At 72.0% G+C, this 14603-nt stretch carries 16 protein-coding genes; 8 read left to right on the forward strand and 8 right to left on the reverse strand.

The window, feature by feature from the left end; all coding sequences use genetic code 11:
• Nucleotides 1–52: 52 nt before the first annotated feature.
• From MKK55_RS20395 to MKK55_RS20415, 5 genes are all read left to right on the forward strand, one after another.
• The gene (locus MKK55_RS20395; RefSeq protein ID WP_409566097.1) at nt 53–943 is read left to right on the forward strand and encodes a glycine betaine ABC transporter substrate-binding protein; all 891 of its coding nucleotides are present in this window, start codon (nt 53–55) and stop codon (nt 941–943) included.
• Complete coding sequence (locus tag MKK55_RS20400; protein ID WP_243937368.1) at nt 940–2115, forward strand: ABC transporter permease; 1176 nt, start codon at nt 940–942, stop codon at nt 2113–2115. Before MKK55_RS20395 ends, MKK55_RS20400 begins: the two co-directional genes overlap by 4 nt.
• Nucleotides 2116–2120: 5 nt before the next feature.
• On the forward strand, nt 2121–2843 hold the full coding sequence (locus MKK55_RS20405; protein WP_409566098.1) for an ABC transporter permease subunit: 723 nt from the start codon (nt 2121–2123) through the stop codon (nt 2841–2843).
• Between the two features lie 123 nt (nt 2844–2966).
• A complete protein-coding gene (locus MKK55_RS20410; RefSeq protein ID WP_243937370.1) occupies nt 2967–3230 on the forward strand; it encodes a DUF4258 domain-containing protein in 264 nt (87 codons plus the stop codon).
• A gap of 22 nt (nt 3231–3252) precedes the next feature.
• Nucleotides 3253–3411, forward strand: coding sequence for a DUF2283 domain-containing protein (locus MKK55_RS20415; RefSeq protein ID WP_243937371.1), 159 nt, complete (start codon nt 3253–3255; stop codon nt 3409–3411).
• Between the two features lie 105 nt (nt 3412–3516).
• Here the strand turns inward: MKK55_RS20415 and MKK55_RS20420 are convergent, their stop codons facing one another.
• Both MKK55_RS20420 and MKK55_RS20425 read right to left on the reverse strand, forming a co-directional pair.
• Nucleotides 3517–4620: a L,D-transpeptidase gene (locus MKK55_RS20420; RefSeq protein WP_243937373.1), complete on the reverse strand. Its 1104-nt coding sequence runs from the start codon at nt 4618–4620 to the stop codon at nt 3517–3519.
• A gap of 122 nt (nt 4621–4742) precedes the next feature.
• A complete protein-coding gene (locus tag MKK55_RS20425; RefSeq protein ID WP_243937374.1) occupies nt 4743–5792 on the reverse strand; it encodes an extensin family protein in 1050 nt (349 codons plus the stop codon).
• On the opposite strand from MKK55_RS20425, the gene MKK55_RS20430 reads away from it, so the two are divergent.
• The 3 genes from MKK55_RS20430 to MKK55_RS20440 all read left to right on the forward strand — a co-directional run bounded on the left by MKK55_RS20430 (nt 5791) and on the right by MKK55_RS20440 (nt 9557).
• Entirely contained in the window at nt 5791–6468 is a 678-nt protein-coding gene (locus MKK55_RS20430) for an alpha/beta hydrolase (RefSeq protein ID WP_243937375.1), read from the forward strand. The genes MKK55_RS20425 and MKK55_RS20430 overlap by 2 nt on opposite strands.
• 89 nt (nt 6469–6557) lie before the next feature.
• A complete protein-coding gene (locus tag MKK55_RS20435) occupies nt 6558–8636 on the forward strand; it encodes a M3 family metallopeptidase (RefSeq protein ID WP_147842989.1) in 2079 nt (692 codons plus the stop codon).
• 108 nt (nt 8637–8744) lie between these two features.
• Entirely contained in the window at nt 8745–9557 is an 813-nt protein-coding gene (locus MKK55_RS20440) for a hypothetical protein (RefSeq protein ID WP_243937376.1), read from the forward strand.
• 19 nt (nt 9558–9576) lie between these two features.
• On the opposite strand, the gene MKK55_RS20445 is transcribed toward MKK55_RS20440, so the two are convergent.
• The 6 genes from MKK55_RS20445 to purL all read right to left on the reverse strand — a co-directional run bounded on the left by MKK55_RS20445 (nt 9577) and on the right by purL (nt 14493).
• Nucleotides 9577–9795: a hypothetical protein gene (locus tag MKK55_RS20445; protein WP_147842991.1), complete on the reverse strand. Its 219-nt coding sequence runs from the start codon at nt 9793–9795 to the stop codon at nt 9577–9579.
• A gap of 286 nt (nt 9796–10081) precedes the next feature.
• Nucleotides 10082–10981: an NAD(P)/FAD-dependent oxidoreductase gene (locus MKK55_RS20450; protein ID WP_243937377.1), complete on the reverse strand. Its 900-nt coding sequence runs from the start codon at nt 10979–10981 to the stop codon at nt 10082–10084.
• 137 nt (nt 10982–11118) lie between these two features.
• Nucleotides 11119–11457: a Grx4 family monothiol glutaredoxin gene (grxD, locus tag MKK55_RS20455; protein ID WP_147727610.1), complete on the reverse strand. Its 339-nt coding sequence runs from the start codon at nt 11455–11457 to the stop codon at nt 11119–11121.
• 30 nt (nt 11458–11487) lie between these two features.
• Entirely contained in the window at nt 11488–11988 is a 501-nt protein-coding gene (locus tag MKK55_RS20460) for a DUF29 family protein (protein ID WP_243937378.1), read from the reverse strand.
• 23 nt (nt 11989–12011) lie between these two features.
• Nucleotides 12012–12248, reverse strand: coding sequence for a BolA/IbaG family iron-sulfur metabolism protein (locus MKK55_RS20465; RefSeq protein WP_147727612.1), 237 nt, complete (start codon nt 12246–12248; stop codon nt 12012–12014).
• 25 nt (nt 12249–12273) lie between these two features.
• Nucleotides 12274–14493: a phosphoribosylformylglycinamidine synthase subunit PurL gene (gene purL, locus MKK55_RS20470; protein WP_243937379.1), complete on the reverse strand. Its 2220-nt coding sequence runs from the start codon at nt 14491–14493 to the stop codon at nt 12274–12276.
• Nucleotides 14494–14603 lie beyond the last annotated feature (110 nt).

The following is a 14603-nucleotide window of genomic DNA, read 5'->3' on the forward strand; positions in this document are numbered from 1 at the left end:
CCGGATTTTTCCTGTGAGGCGTCGCCCCGTTCCGATCTGCGACCGCCGCGCCGTGCTGGTCGGCCTCGGCGCCGCCATCGCGGCGGCGCCCGCGCGCGGGCAGGGCGCGGTGGTGGTCGCCTCGAAGAGCGACACCGAGGGCACGCTCACCGGCAGCATGATCGCCCTGTGCCTGGAGGATCTCGGCATCCCGGTGCAGCGCCGCCTCGGCCTCGGGCCGACGCTGATCGTGCGCTCGGCCCTGATGTCGGGCGATGTCGACCTTTATCCCGAATACACCGGCAACGGCGCCTTCTTCACCGGCACCGAGGGCGATCCGGCCTGGAAGCGGGCCGACGACGCCTACGCCGCGATCGCGGCGGCGGATCGGGCCAAGGGCCTCGTCTGGCTCGGGCGGGCGCCGGCCAACAACACCTGGCTGATCGCGGTGCGCGGCAGCCTCGCCCGGCGCGAAGGGCTCGCCACCATGGCGGATTTCGCCGGGGCCGTGCGGCGCGGGTTGATCCTGCTCGCGGCCTCGACCGAGTTCGTCGAGAGCCCGGCGGCCCTGCCGTCCTTCGAGGCGGCCTACGGGTTCTCGCTGCCGATGAACCGCATCATCAGCCTGCCCGGCGGCGACACGGCGGTGACCGCGCGGGCGGCGGCGCAGGGCATCAGCGGCGTCAACGCCGGCATGGTCTACGGCACCGACGGGGCGCTCGACGCCCTCGACCTGACCGTGATGAGCGATCCGAAGGGCGCACAGATCGTCTACGAGGTCGCCCCGGTGATCCGCGCCGACACCCTGGCGCGCCACCCGCGCATCCGCGAGAAGCTCGATCCGGTGTTCGCGCGCCTCGATGCCCATACGCTCCGCCGGCTCAACGCCCACATCACCGTCGAGGGCCAGGTCGCCGAGACGGTGGCGCGGGCGTTCCTGCGCGACGCCGGCTTCATCGCTTGACGCCCGCAACGGAGGATCGGCGCGGGGGCATCGGCCCGCCGCTGTTCGCCGCCGCCTTCCTCGGTGCGGTCTACGGCCTGCCGCTGCTGCGCATCGCGAAGAACCGCCTCGTCGTCGGCGAGCCGGTCTACGCGCTGGACGGCCTCGGGGCCCTGCCCGGATTCGGGCCGGAGATCGAGGCGGTGGCCGGGCTCGTGCTGGGCGCGGTGCTGCTCGCCCGGATCGGGCGGACGCGGATCGGCGTCGGCGCCGCCACCGTGCTCCTCGCCCTGGCCCTCGCGCTGCTGATGCTGGCGCTGGGCAGCACGGCCGGGGACCTTCTCGCCGGCGAGCCGCCGGCCGCCCGCGCCGGCCTCGCCTCCGGTACCTGGACGGCGCTGCTGCTGCTCGCGGGCGGGCTCGCCCACCTCGCCCGCCGCATGGCCGTCCCCGGGCTCGGGGGCGCGCTCGCGGCCGCGTTCCTGGGCTTCGTCGCGCTGGCCGGCTCGACCGGGACGCTCGGGAGCCTGTCGCTCGCCGTCGAGTTCGCGGCGCGCAAGGACGTGGTCGGCGAAGCCTTGGTGCGGCATCTGCTGCTTTCGGGAAGCGCGGTGCTGCTGGCAGTCGGCGGTGCCGTGCTGCTCTCGCTATGGCGACGCGGGCAGGGCCTCGTCGAGGTGCTGGTCGGCGGCATCCAAGTGGTGCCGGCCGTGGCCCTGCTCGGCGCGCTGGTCGCCGTCGCCTCGGGCCTGCTGCAGGCGGTCCCGGCGCTCCGCGAGGCCGGCCTCGGCGCGCTCGGGCCGGTGCCGGCGGTGATCGGCATCGCCGCCTATCTGCTGCTCCCGCTGTGGCGCGGCCTCGCCCTAGCGCTCGCAGCGCCGGACCCGGCGACCCTCGACGCGGCCGAGGCCCTCGGCCTGCCCCCACGAACGATCCTGTTCCAGGTGCGGCTGCCGATCGGCGCCGGCATCCTGCTCGGGGCGCTGCGCGTCGCCTGCGTCCAGGGGATCGGGCTCGCGACCCTCGGGGCGCTGGTCGGGGCCGGCGGCCTCGGCGGCATCGTCTTCGACGGCATGGCGCAGTTCGCCCCGGACCTGATCCTGCTCGGCGCGATCCCGATCGTCGCGCTCTCGCTCGTCGTCGAGCGGACCTTGAGCCTCGCCGAGGATCGCTGGCGCGGGACGCCGGCATGACCCGGCTGCGTGCCCTGCACCCGGCCCTCGGAGCCGTCGCCGCCGGCCTCGTGCTCGCGTGCTTCAGTCATCCGACCGTCGCCGCGGCGATCGTCTCGGCGCTCGGCGAGACGCCGCGGCGGGCGCTGCCGCTCGACCATCTCGGTGCGCTCGCCCTGCACCACCTGATCCTCGCCGGGACCGGTCTCGTCCTCGTCGCGATCACGGGAATCGGCCTCGGGATCCTCGCGACCCGCCCCGGCGCGGCCTCGGTCCGGGGCGGGATCGATACGCTGGCCGCCGCGGCGCAGGCGGTGCCGCCGGTGGTCGTGGTGGCGCTCGCCCTGCCGGTGCTCGGCTTCGGCGGCCCGCCGACCCTGCTGGCCCTGGTGCTCTACGGCATCATGCCGACGCTCCGCGGCACGGTCGGCGCCCTGGAGGCGGTGCCGGCGGAGACGCGCGAGGCCGCCAAAGCGCTTGGGCTTACCGCCCGTCAGACCCTGACGCGGATCGAGCTGCCGCTGGCCGCGCCCGCCATCGTCGAGACCTTGCGCACGGCCCTCGTCCTCGCCGTGGCGACCGCCGCGGTCGGCGCGCTGGCCGGCGCCGCGACGCTCGGCACGCCGATCGTCGCCGGCCTCCAGAACCAGAACACCGTGCCGATGCTCCAGGGCGCCGCCGCGACGGCGGCGCTCGCCTTCCTGTGCGACGCGCTGATGGTCGCGGCGGCAGGCCTGCTTCGCCGCTGATCGCCTCTTCGACGACGAAGCGCGAATCCAATAGGCCCGAATAGGAAAATACTCTACGTTAGGTACGCGACGTCCACCGGCTTCGTCGCACGCGAAGTCGGCTTCGGTCTTTTGGGAGGGCGTGTGCGGATCACCTACGGTACGCATGCCCTCGGCAATTTGGTGGATCGAGCACTGGAGCGCGTGTGGATCGAACGCACCGTGGCAGAGCCGGAAGAGACCGAGACGGACCCGAAGCACCCGGAACGAAAACGGGCCTATCGCTCGGTGCCGGAGTGCGACGGCAGGATGCTGCGCGTGGTATACGTGCCGACCGAAGATGGCGTGCACATCGTGACCGCATTCTTCGATCGCAGCCGGAGGCGCCCACGTGAAGTCGCGGTATGACGCTAAGACCGATGCGCTCTACGTGCGCTTCGCGGATGCCCCCGTCGTCGAAAGCGAGGAAGTCCGTCCCGGCCTAGTCCTCGATTTCGATGCCGCCGGTCGGATCGTGGCGGTCGAAATCCTCGATGCATCGGAGCACCTGTCCACCGGTGCGGACCTCCGGCACCTGACGGCGGCCTGATCGCAGGAGCATTTCCAAGCGAGGTGGAAGCCCGCTCGCCGGAAGGACATGAGGCCGAACGGCGGTTCGGAGCCGGTCGCCTCGACGACATGCGAGCAACCGGCTCTATTCGTCCTTGAACGACACCTTCGCCCCGCGGGCGACGTGGGCGGCAAGGTCGCGGGCGTTCCAGTTGGTCAACCGGATGCAGCCGTGCGACTCGGTCTTGCCGACCTTTTCCGGCTCCGGGGTGCCGTGGATGCCGTAGGAGGGAATCGCGAGGTCGATCCAGACGAGGCCGACCGGGTTGTTCGGGCCGGGGCGGATCGAGAACTTCTTGCGGCTCTTCACGCCCTTGAAGCGGTACTTCGGATCGTAGGTGTAGAACGGGTCGAAGGCGACGCCCTTCACCTTGGTCTCGCCGCTCGGCGCGGGCTTCTCCTCGCTGCCGATCGAGGCCGGATAGTAGGCCAGAAGCTTGCCGTCCTTGCCGAAGGCGCGCACGTCGCGGCTGCCCTTGTCGACCTCGACGCGGTCGACCTTCGGGTCCTGCGGCAGGTCCTTGGCCTTGGGCTTGTCGAGGCCCATCGGCGCGACGCCCGCGACCAGGATCACCGTTCCGGCCTTGTCGAGGGGCTTGTCCGGGTTGAGCTGGCTCAGCAGGTCGCGGCTCATGTGGAAGCGCTCGGCCAGCATCTCGCGCGGGTTGGTGTAGCTCATCGCCTTCAGGTCGGCCTGGGCCTCCATCTTCGGCGGGATCGTCTCGACATAGGGGCCGGCCGCATCCGCCTCGGTGATGGTGTAGTCGGCGACCACCGGATCGCCGCCGGTGGCGGCGAGCTTGTCGAAGACGTCCTTCGTCAGCGTCTTCGTCGCGGGCAGGCCCTGCGCCACGGCGTAGGCCGAGAGCGCGCCCTGGAGGTTCTCGCCGTCGCGCCCGTCGATGGCGCCGGGGAAGAACCGCGCCCGGTCGAGCAGCACCTGGACCTTGATCGTCAGCGGATCGGGCCGGTCGTTCGCCTTCGCGGCCCCCGACGACTTCGCCTCGTCCTTCTTCGCATCCGTCTTCGCATCCTGGGCCGGCTCGGCGAAGGTCGCGTCCCGGATCGCCTGCGCGCTCGGCGCCGCGGGCTCGTTCTTGCCCGACGCCTTGGCCGGCTCCTTGTCCGATGCGGCAAGACCCTGGCCCGCGAGGCAGGCCAGGACGACGGCCGCGAGGCCGGTCCGCATCGTCGATCCGCACGTCATGGTCGAGGCTCCCGGAGCCGATTCGCTCCACGCGATAAAGTGTCGGCGAAGCGTGAGCGTTCCCCGCCAAACGGCACGGCGGCATCAGGTTTCCGCGACCGCCCTCACTGGCACAGGCGGTGCCCGGCGTTGCGCTCGCGCTCGTCGAGATGGAGATGGTTGGCGTGCGCGGCGTTCGAGCCGGGGCCGAGCACCGTGCGGAAGAACCCGCAGGCCCGCGCCCGCACCGCATCGAGGAAGCGCCCCTCGGCCGAGCCCTCCGGCATCGCCCCGACCGCGATCGGCGGACGGCCGGCGAAGGTGAAGCTCATCACGTCGACGCCGTTGGCGAAGGCGTGCTCGCTGAGCTTGGCCTCGACGTCGTGGTTCTGCCCGCGGCACTCGTAGGAGGTGCCGATCGCGATCCCGGTCAGCGGCTGCTTCAGCTCGCGCTCGGCCGCGACCTGCGCCTCGGTCGCCCAGCGCGCCAGCGCCTCGGCGGCCGCACAGGTCAGCGTCGCCGATTGCGGAAGCGCGACGTCGGGCAGCCCCGTCACCTTCAGCGGCAGCGGCGTGCCGCACTGCCCGTTGACGATCGCCGGCAGCGGCTCGAACGCCGCGCCGAGGCGCTTCAGCCTGACCCGGCAGGCGGCGTCGTCCGGCGCCGCGACCTTGAGGGCGAGCGCCGCCTCGCCCGACAGCTCGGCCGGGCGCTCCGGGGGGAGCGGCGGCGGCACCGGCATCTCGCCGGGCTTGTCGGCGGCCTTGTCGCCGGGCTTGGCCTCCGCCGGGACCGGCGGTGCGCCGGAGGACGCGTTCGGGACGAGGTCGGCCGGGCGTTCCGGCGGCCTCGGTGCGGGCGGCGCGACGGCAGCCGGATCGGCGGGCGGCGCGGCGGGCTTCGTCTCGGGCGTCGCGGGCGGTGTCGCCGGCGCCGTCAGCGCGGCGGGGCGCTCCGGCGGGCGCGGCGGGTCGGTCATCGTCGCGCCCGGCGCCGTCGCGGGCTTCAGCTCGGCGGGCCGCTCGGGCGGCAGGGGCGGCGGCACGGGGACGGTCGCCTCGGGCGGATGCGGCTTCGACTCCTGTGCCCTCGCGTCCCGTCCCGCCGTCGTGGCAAGCAGGGCCATGCCGGCGAGCGCGAACGCCGCGAACCGTCGAGACCGACCTGACGCCATGACTTATCCACCCCATCCGGCCGTCACCCGCGACACGATCCTGTGCGAGGGACGGCCCGTCACGATCGAGCGGTTCGCGCCGCGCGGCAAGGACGCGCCGGCCACGGCGACCGTCATTCTGCTGCACGACGCGGAAGGACCGGGCGCGGACCGTCCAGTCCGCGCCGAAGCCGCAGCTTTGGCGGAAGCCGGCTTCGCGGTGCTGCTGCCGCACTATCTCGAGCGGACCGGCGAGGCGCGGGTCGGGTTCTCCGGGATCAGCCGGCATTTCGGCGCATGGCGGGATGCCCTCGAGATCGTGCGCGCGCAGGTCCCCGGCCCGGCGGCGCTGGTCGGCTGCTCGCTCGGAGGCGCCCTCGCGCTGGCGCTCGCCGCGCGGGCGCCCGAGGCGATCGCGGCGCTGGTGCTGCGCTCGGCCTTCCTGCCGCCGGAACTCGGCAGCGGCCCGAGCGCCGGCCCCCTCACACTGCCGCCGGTGCTGGCGCTGCACGGCGCCCGCGACGCCCTGGTCGGTCGGCTTCACCCCGAGGACCTGCACCGCCGGATGGCCGAGGCGGGCGGAAGCTGCCGCGTCCACCTCTACGAAGACCAAGGCCACGCCTTCGATCCGCGAACCGACGCCGACGCGGTGGCACGCGGTATCGCCTTCCTGAAGCGTGGGTTCGGGCCTATCTGAAGCGGGAGCGCGTCGAATCGCCGGCCGTCGACGGCCCAGGCCGGAACGCCGCCGGCCAGGGCACGGCGCGCGACATCGGGACCTTTCAGATGACGACAGCGCAAAACCCCGGGCTCGCCGACCTTCCGGCCGATAACCCCTTCTCCGAGACGGCCTGGGGCACGCCGGCCGAGCTTCCGCCGTTCGAGCGCATCCGCCCCGAGCACTACCTGCCGGCCTTTGAGGCGGCTTTGTCGTCCCACAAGGCCGAGATCGCGGCGATCGCCGGCGAGACCGCGGCGCCCACCTTCGCCAACACCGTCGCGGCGATGGAGCGGGCGGGCCTGGCCCTCGATCGGGTCGCCGGCGTGTTCTACAACCTCACCGGCAGCCACACAAACCCCGAGCTTCAGGCAATCGAGCGGACGATCGGCCCGAAGCTGTCGCGCCACGGCAGCGCAATCTACCTCAACCCCGACCTGTGGGCGCGCATCTCGGCGGTCGACGCCGACGCCGAAGGCCTGGGCGGCGAGGAGCGCCGGGTTCTGTCCCGCTACCGCACCCGCTTCCGTCGCTCCGGCGCCGACCTCGGGCCCGAGGACAAGCTGCGCGTCGCCGAGATCGCGGCGCGGATGTCGGAACTCGGAACCCAGTTCAGCCAGAACCTGCTCGCCGACGAGAGCAGCTTCCTGCTGCCCCTCGACGCGGCGGAGGACCGCGCCGGCCTGCCCGACTTCCTGATCGCCTCGGCGGCCGACGCCGCCAAGGAGCGCGGGGGCGCGCACAGCCACGCCATCACCCTGTCGCGCTCGCTGATCGAGCCGTTCCTGGTGTGCTCGACCCGGCGCGACCTGCGCGAGCGCGCCTACGAGGCCTGGATCCGCCGCGGCGAGGGCGGCGGGGCCACCGACAACCGCGGCATCATCCGCGAGATCGTCAGCTTGCGCGCCGAGCGGGCCAGGCTCCTCGGCTTCGACAGCTTCGCCCACTTCAAGCTCGACGACACCATGGCCGCGACCCCGGACGCGGCGATGGGCCTGCTGCGCGAGGTCTGGACCCCGGCCCGCAGGCAGGCCGGGGCCGAGCGCGACCGGCTCCAGGCGATCGTCCAGGCCGAGGGCGGCAATTTCGCCCTCCAGGCCCATGACTGGCGCCACTACGCCGAGAAGCTGCGGCGCGCCGAGCACGATCTCGACGAGAGCGAGATCAAGGCCTACCTGCCGCTCGATTCGGTGATCGCCGCTTCGTTCGACACGGCCTCCCGCCTGTTCGGCCTGCGCTTCACCGAGCTCAAGGACGTTCCGCGCTACCACCCGGACGTGCGCGCCTGGCGCGTCGCGAACGCCGACGGCTCCGAGGTCGGCACCTTCCTCGGCGATTACTTCGCACGGCCGTCGAAGCGCAGCGGCGCCTGGATGAGCGCCTTCCGCTCGCAGGAACGGCTCACCGGCGACGTGAAGCCGATCATCGTCAACGTGATGAATTTCGCGAAGGCCCCGGCCGGCGAGGCGGCCCTGCTGTCCTTCGACGACGCCCGGACCCTCTTCCACGAGTTCGGCCACGCCCTGCACGGCCTCCTCTCCGACGTGACCTACCCGCTGCTCGCCGGCACCGCCGTGTCGGGCGACTTCGTCGAGCTGCCGTCGCAGCTCTACGAGCACTGGCTGGAGCAGCCGGAGGTGCTGCGGACCCATGCCCGCCACCACCGCACCGGCGAGCCGATGCCGGAGGCGCTGCTGACGAAGCTGCTCGCCGCCCGCACCTTCAACCAGGGCTTCGCCACCGTCGAGTACACCGCGTCGGCGATCGTCGACATGACGCTGCACCTCTCGGCCGAGGGCGAGAACGGGCTCGACGTGGGGGCCTTCGAAGCCGACGCGCTCGAGCGCATCGCGATGCCGGCCGAGATCAACATGCGCCACCGCACGCCGCACTTCGCCCACATCTTCTCGGGCGACGGCTATGCGGCCGGCTACTACAGCTATCTCTGGTCCGAGGTGCTGGATGCGGACGCCTTCGACGCCTTCCGCGAGGCCGGCGACATCTTCGATCCGGCGACCGCCGCGCGCCTGCGCACCTACGTCTACGGTGCCGGCAACCTGCGCGACCCGCGCGAGGCCTACACCGCCTTCCGCGGGCGCCTGCCGAGTACCGAGCCGTTGCTGCGCAAGCGCGGGCTGGCGGCCTGACGGGGAAGGCCCGCGCCGCCTCGGCACGCGCGGCGCGGTAACCCTTCGGTAAACAAACGTCCTTAACCAAAGCTTTCGACAGAGATGCCGGACGCGGAGGCGAGGGCCATGACGACGATCATCGATTCGGCCGTGGAGAAATCGGCCGCCTCGCCGGAGGCCCTGCTGAAGGCCGCGGTCTCCGGCGCGAAGCCCGCCGAGAGCAAGGCGGCGGCGCCCGTGCCGACGGCTGCCAAGGCCGTCCGTCGCTTCGATGCGGTGACGATGGGGCTGGCGGGCGCCGCACTCGCGGTCGGCACGGTGCTCGGCGGCGGCACCGCGATCCTGGCGACGCCCCGGCCTCAGGGGACGGCGGTCGTCCTGGCCGAGATCAACGCGGCGCTCGAGGCCAACCGCTCGGAGGCGTCGCGCCTCGCCATCGCCTCCGATCGCCTCGACAAGTCGGTCGCGGCCCTCAAGGACGCTGCGGACGCCGCGCGCAGCGAGGCGAAGGCCCGCAGCGCCGCGCTGACCGAGAAGGTCGGCAAGACCGAATCCGCGCTGGTGGCGAAGATCGCCGCCCTCGGCGAGCGGATCGAGCAGGCGGAGAAGGAGCAGGGCGCCCGCCTCGCGGCGGCGGCGGCCCAAGCCGAGAAGCGCACCGTCGCGTCCGCCGCGCCGCCGGCTCCGGTCGCGAAGCCCGAGCCGGTCCAGACCGGGAGCATCCCGGACGCCAAGCCGAAGCCGGCGGTGATCGAGTCCTGGGCCGTCCGCGACGTGTACGACGGCACCGCGATGCTGGAGGATCGCCGCCGCCGCCTGGTGGAGGTCGCGATCGGCGACGCCATTCCGGGAGTCGGGCGGGTCGAAGCCGTCGAGCGGCGCGGGCGGGAATGGGTCGTGGTGACGCGTCAGGGCCTCGTCACGCCGCAGCCCTGGTAGGACGCGGCGCGGAACGCCGTCAGGTCGAGGCGATCGGCGTCTGGGTCAGCACGCCGGCGCCGACCGGGTAGCGCGGCTCGATCGTCATCGGGTCCGCCATGGCGGCGGCGCGCTCGGCGCGCTGGCGGCCATGGGTGAGGGCGCGAGTCTGCGCGATGCGCGTCGGGTGCAGGATCGCCGCGAGCAAGGCTTGGCCTTCGAACTGGGTCCCGAGGTTTTTGGCGTCGAAGACGGGCATGACCGGCCTTGCAGAGACAGCGGAGCGTCGGCACCGGCGTCCGAGGAAACCTCGGCCGTACGTGAGTAACGGGGACAACCTGAACAAGTTCCGAAAGTTTCGAGAACGGAACTATTTTTTCATCATTGCATTGCAGCGCCCCGGCCATGGTGTGAAATCGCACGCCGACTTCGCCTTTCGGCAGATCTCCAGACTACGCATCCGGCGCGACGTGGCTTCGCAAGTCGTCGGCAGCCCCGCGAAATGCACCCTGCGGATGCACGGCTAATCGCGTCTCTCGGAAACGTCAGCGGGTGTCCTCGCGCAGGAGCTCGGTGTTGACCGCGAAGGCCGCCATGGCGCCCTCGGCGGCGGCGACGATCGCGAACTGCACCCGGCGCGAGGCGTCGCCGGCCACGTAGAGCCCCGGCACGTCGGTCTTCTCGTAATCGCGCGTCGGCACCACGCCGGCCTCGTTCACGGCGCAGCCGAGCTGCCGGATGAGCTGCGAGGGCAGGCATCCCATCGGCATCAGGAACACCGCGCGGCAGGGCAGGGCGCTGCCGTCCGCGAAGGCGAGATGCGTCGGCCCCGCCTCGTCGCCGTCCAGGCGGGCGATCGGCGCCTCGACCAGCCGCACGCCGTTTCGGGCGAGGCGCGCCCGATCGTCCTCGGAGAGGTCGGTCGGATGGCCGTCGGTGCAGAGCGTGACGTCGCCGCTCCAGGCCGTCAGCTCCAGGGCGAACCCCTTCGCGACGGCGCCGTGGGCATAGGCCGCGATCGGCCGGTCGCGTGCCTCGTAGCCGTCGCAATACGGGCAGGAATGAACGCCGGTGCCCCAGTAGCGCGCGAAGCCCTGGATCGCGGGCAGGTCCTGGTGCAGGCCGGTGGCGAGGATCAGCCGGCGGGCGGTCTCCCGGCTGCCGTCCGCGAGCGTGATCGCGAAACCGCCGTCGATCGCGCGCGCTTCCACGACCTCGGCCTCGCGCAGCGCGACGGTGTCGTAGCGCTCGAGGTCGGCGCGGGCGAGGGCGCGAAGCTCGGCCGGCGGCGTGCCGTCCCGGGTGTAGACGCCCCAGGTCAGGCGGGCCGCGGCGTTGCGCGGGGTGCCGTGGTCGAGGAGCAGGACGGTGCGCCGGCAGCGCCCGAGGATGAGCGCCGCGTTGAGCCCCGCCGGGCCGCCGCCCACGATGATCACGTCGTGCATGATGACGCCGCGCCCGAGGCGCGCCTCCGGTTGCCCCTCTCGGGCTCAAGCCGGATCCGTGCCGAACGTTTCTCGGATGCGGACACGAAAAAGGGCGCCGCGGCGCCCTTCGTCGTCGTCCGTCCGCGAAGGCCGGCTCAGGCGGCGGCGGACTTCACCGGGACGCCCTTCTCGGCGAGGAAGGTCTGCAGCTCGCCCGACTGGAACATCTCGCGGGTGATGTCGCAGCCGCCGACGAACTCGCCCTTCACGTAGATCTGCGGGATGGTCGGCCAATTGGAATAGGCCTTGATGCCGTCGCGGATGCCGGCGTCGGCCAGCACGTTCACGCCCTTGAACGGCACTTCGAGGTAGTTGAGGATCTGAACGACCTGCCCCGAGAAGCCGCATTGCGGCATGGTGGGCGTGCCCTTCATGAATACGACCACGTCCTGGGACTTGATCTCGTTCTCGATCGTTGCGTTGACGTCGCTCATGGGTTCCGATCCTCGTTCGTTTCAGCAGATCTAGTGATGGTCGGCAGGCATTTCCAATGCCGAGGCCAACCGCTCCAGCGCCCAATCCATATCGAAGCTCTTCGCCACGATCTCGTCCGGATGGAAAGGCATCGTCGCCGGCAGCCCAGGGACGGGGCTGTCGCCGTACATCACGAGCGACACGGCGGCGTTCGCCTTCGCGGTGGTCCAGAGGTTTTCCCAGTCGATCCTCTGTCGCATGGAGCGCTTGTAGTTCCGGCGTGCCGTCGCCTGGTAGGCGACCACCTCGACCCGCCAGGATCGGGTTGATTGCGCGGACGGAGCCGAAAGGTACTTCGGGACATGGACGAGGACGATGGCACTCTCGACGCCCTGCGTCTGAGACCGTCCCAAGCCCTCGACCTCCTCGGCGATGTTCTCCCAAGCGCGCGCATTCGAGAGGTCGGGCCGAGCCGCCAGGGCGCGCAGGCTCGCCGCCTGCTGCTCGGACCAGGTCACGATGTCGTCGTCGCAGAGGCTCGGCTGGTCCATCGGCACCACCGTGGAACGGAGGCCTAATCCTGCGGGACGCCCGTCGTCAGCGCAAGGGCGTGGAGCACGCCCCCCATCCGCCCCTGGAGCGCGCCGTAGACCATCTGGTGCTGGGCGACGCGGGTCTTGCCCTTGAACGCCGCCGACAGCACCGTGGCGGCGTAGTGGTCGCCGTCGCCGGCGAGATCCTTGATCTCCACCTTGGCGTCGGGCAGGGCCTCGACGATCATCCGCTCGATCTCGCGCGCGTCCATCGGCATCGGTCGGTTCCTCGGGTCGGGGGTGTCAGGCGGCCGCCGGAAGGCTCGCCATGTAGGCCGGCAGCCAGCCTTCGTGGGCGTCGCGGAGCTCGGCGACCGATATGGTCTGCCCGCCCGGCAGGGTCAAACCGTCGCCCTCGACCACGCCGACCACCGACGCGTCGATGCCCTGCGCCGAGGCGGCGTAGAGGATGTCGGTCGCGGCCTCGGCCAGCACAGCGACGAGGTAGCGCGCCTGGTCCTCGCCGAAGAGGTAGGCGTGCGCCGGCATGCCCTCCGGCGCCTCGGGCAGCGTCGCGCCGAAGCTACCCGCCATCGCCATCTCGGCCAACGCCACCGCGAGGCCGCCGTCGGAGAGGTCGTGCACGGTGTCGACCTGGCCCGAGGCGATGAGCCCGCGGACGAAGTCGCCGTTGCGGCGCTCGAGCGACAGGTCGACGGGCGGCGGCGCCCCCTCCTCGCGGCCCTCGATCACCGACAGGTAGATCGACTGCCCGAGCCACCCCTCGGCGGCGCCCACCAGCACCAGCACGTCGCCCTCGCGCTTCAGTGCGATGGTGGCGTGGCGCGCGACGTCGTCGAGCACGCCGACGCCGCCGATGGTCGGCGTGGGCAGGATGCCGACGCCGTTGGTCTCGTTGTAGAGCGAGACGTTGCCGGACACGACGGGGAAGTCCAGCGCCTTGCAGGCCTCGCCGATGCCCTGGAGGCAGCCGACGAGCTGGCCCATCACCTCGGGCTTCTCGGGGTTGCCGAAGTTCAGGTTGTCGGTGATCGCCAGCGGCCGCCCGCCGACGGCGGTGATGTTGCGCCACGCCTCGGCCACCGCCTGCCGGCCGCCCTCGACCGGGTCGGCCTCGCAATAGCGCGGCGTCACGTCGGCTGTGAGCGCCAGCCCGCGGGGACCGTCCTCGACGCGGACAATCGCGGCGTCGCCGCCGGGCTTCTGCACGGTGTTGCCGCCGATGAAGTGGTCGTACTGCTCGTAGACCCAGCGCTTCGAGCACAGCTCGGGCGAGCCGACGAGCCGCTTCAGCGCCTCGGTCAGGGAGGCCGGCGCCGCGACGTCCGCGGCCTGGATCTCGGGCAGGTGCGTGTTGGCGATGTGCGGCCGGTCGTAGAGCGGCGCCTCGTCGCCGAGCTCCTTGATCGGCAGGTCGGCGACGACGTCGCCGTGCCACTTCACCACGAAGCGCAGGGTGTCGGTGGTCTTGCCGATCACCGCGAAGTCGAGGCCCCACTTCACGAAGATCGCCTCGGCCTCGGCCTCCATGCCGGGCTTCAGAACCATGAGCATGCGCTCCTGGCTCTCCGACAGCATCATCTCGTAAGGGGTCATGCCGGCCTCGCGGGCGGGCACCTTCTCGATGTCGAGCTCGACGCCCAGATCCCCCTTGGCGCCCATCTCGACGGCCGAGCAGGTCAGGCCGGCAGCCCCCATGTCCTGGATCGCGATGACCGCGCCCGACCGCATCAGCTCGAGGCAGGCCTCGAGCAGGAGCTTCTCGGCGAAGGGGTCGCCGACCTGCACGGTCGGGCGCTTCGACTCGGTCTCGGCGTCGAACTCGGCCGACGCCATGGTGGCGCCGTGGATGCCGTCGCGCCCGGTCTTCGAGCCGAGGTAGACGATCGGGTTCCCGACGCCCGAGGCCGCCGCGTAGAAGATCGCGTCGGCCTTGGCGAGGCCGACCGCCATGGCGTTGACCAGGATGTTGCCGTCGTAGCGCGGGTGGAAGCCGACCGCGCCGCCGACCGTCGGCACCCCGAAGGAGTTGCCGTAGCCGCCGATGCCGGCGACCACGCCCGAGACGAGGTGGCGCGTGCGGGGGTGGTCGGGCGAGCCGAAGCGCAGGGCGTTCAGGGCCGCGATCGGGCGCGCCCCCATGGTGAAGACGTCGCGCAGGATGCCGCCGACGCCGGTCGCCGCGCCCTGGTAGGGCTCGATGAAGCTCGGGTGGTTGTGGCTCTCCATCTTGAAGACGCAGGCGAGGCCGTCGCCGATGTCGATGACGCCGGCGTTCTCGCCCGGCCCCTGGATCACCCACGGCCCCGTCGTCGGCAATCCGCGCAGGTGCTTGCGCGACGACTTGTACGAGCAGTGCTCGTTCCACATCGCCGAGACGATGCCGAGCTCGGTCAGCGTCGGATCGCGCCCGATCAACCCACGGAACCGTTGGTACTCGTCCGGCGTGAGGCCGTGCTGGCGGACGAGCTCGGGCGTGATCGGGACATCGTTGCGGAACATGCGGCGGTCTCGACGAAAATCCGGTCCCGATCGGAGATGGCGCCGTCGGCAAGGTCGGCGCCGGCTCGGGAGTCGCCACGGCTCTAGAGGGTAAGCGCCCGCCCTGGCAA

Origin of the sequence: Methylobacterium sp. J-059 (assembly GCF_022829485.1) — a bacterium.
In the GTDB taxonomy this organism is placed as follows: domain Bacteria; phylum Pseudomonadota; class Alphaproteobacteria; order Rhizobiales; family Beijerinckiaceae; genus Methylobacterium.

Bases quoted from the DNA above. Each gene is read 5' to 3' on its own strand.
- MKK55_RS20420 (WP_243937373.1), bottom strand. From the start codon at position 4,620: ATGCGGACCGGCCTCGCGGCCGTCGTCCTGGCCTGCCTCGCGGGCCAG.
- MKK55_RS20430 (WP_243937375.1), top strand. From the start codon at position 5,791: ATGACTTATCCACCCCATCCGGCCGTCACCCGCGACACGATCCTGTGC.
- MKK55_RS20425 (WP_243937374.1), bottom strand. From the start codon at position 5,792: ATGGCGTCAGGTCGGTCTCGACGGTTCGCGGCGTTCGCGCTCGCCGGC.
- MKK55_RS20435 (WP_147842989.1), top strand. From the start codon at position 6,558: ATGACGACAGCGCAAAACCCCGGGCTCGCCGACCTTCCGGCCGATAAC.
- MKK55_RS20440 (WP_243937376.1), top strand. From the start codon at position 8,745: ATGACGACGATCATCGATTCGGCCGTGGAGAAATCGGCCGCCTCGCCG.
- MKK55_RS20445 (WP_147842991.1), bottom strand. From the start codon at position 9,795: ATGCCCGTCTTCGACGCCAAAAACCTCGGGACCCAGTTCGAAGGCCAA.
- MKK55_RS20450 (WP_243937377.1), bottom strand. From the start codon at position 10,981: ATGCACGACGTGATCATCGTGGGCGGCGGCCCGGCGGGGCTCAACGCG.
- grxD (WP_147727610.1), bottom strand. From the start codon at position 11,457: ATGAGCGACGTCAACGCAACGATCGAGAACGAGATCAAGTCCCAGGAC.
- MKK55_RS20460 (WP_243937378.1), bottom strand. From the start codon at position 11,988: ATGGACCAGCCGAGCCTCTGCGACGACGACATCGTGACCTGGTCCGAG.
- MKK55_RS20465 (WP_147727612.1), bottom strand. From the start codon at position 12,248: ATGCCGATGGACGCGCGCGAGATCGAGCGGATGATCGTCGAGGCCCTG.
- purL (WP_243937379.1), bottom strand. From the start codon at position 14,493: ATGTTCCGCAACGATGTCCCGATCACGCCCGAGCTCGTCCGCCAGCAC.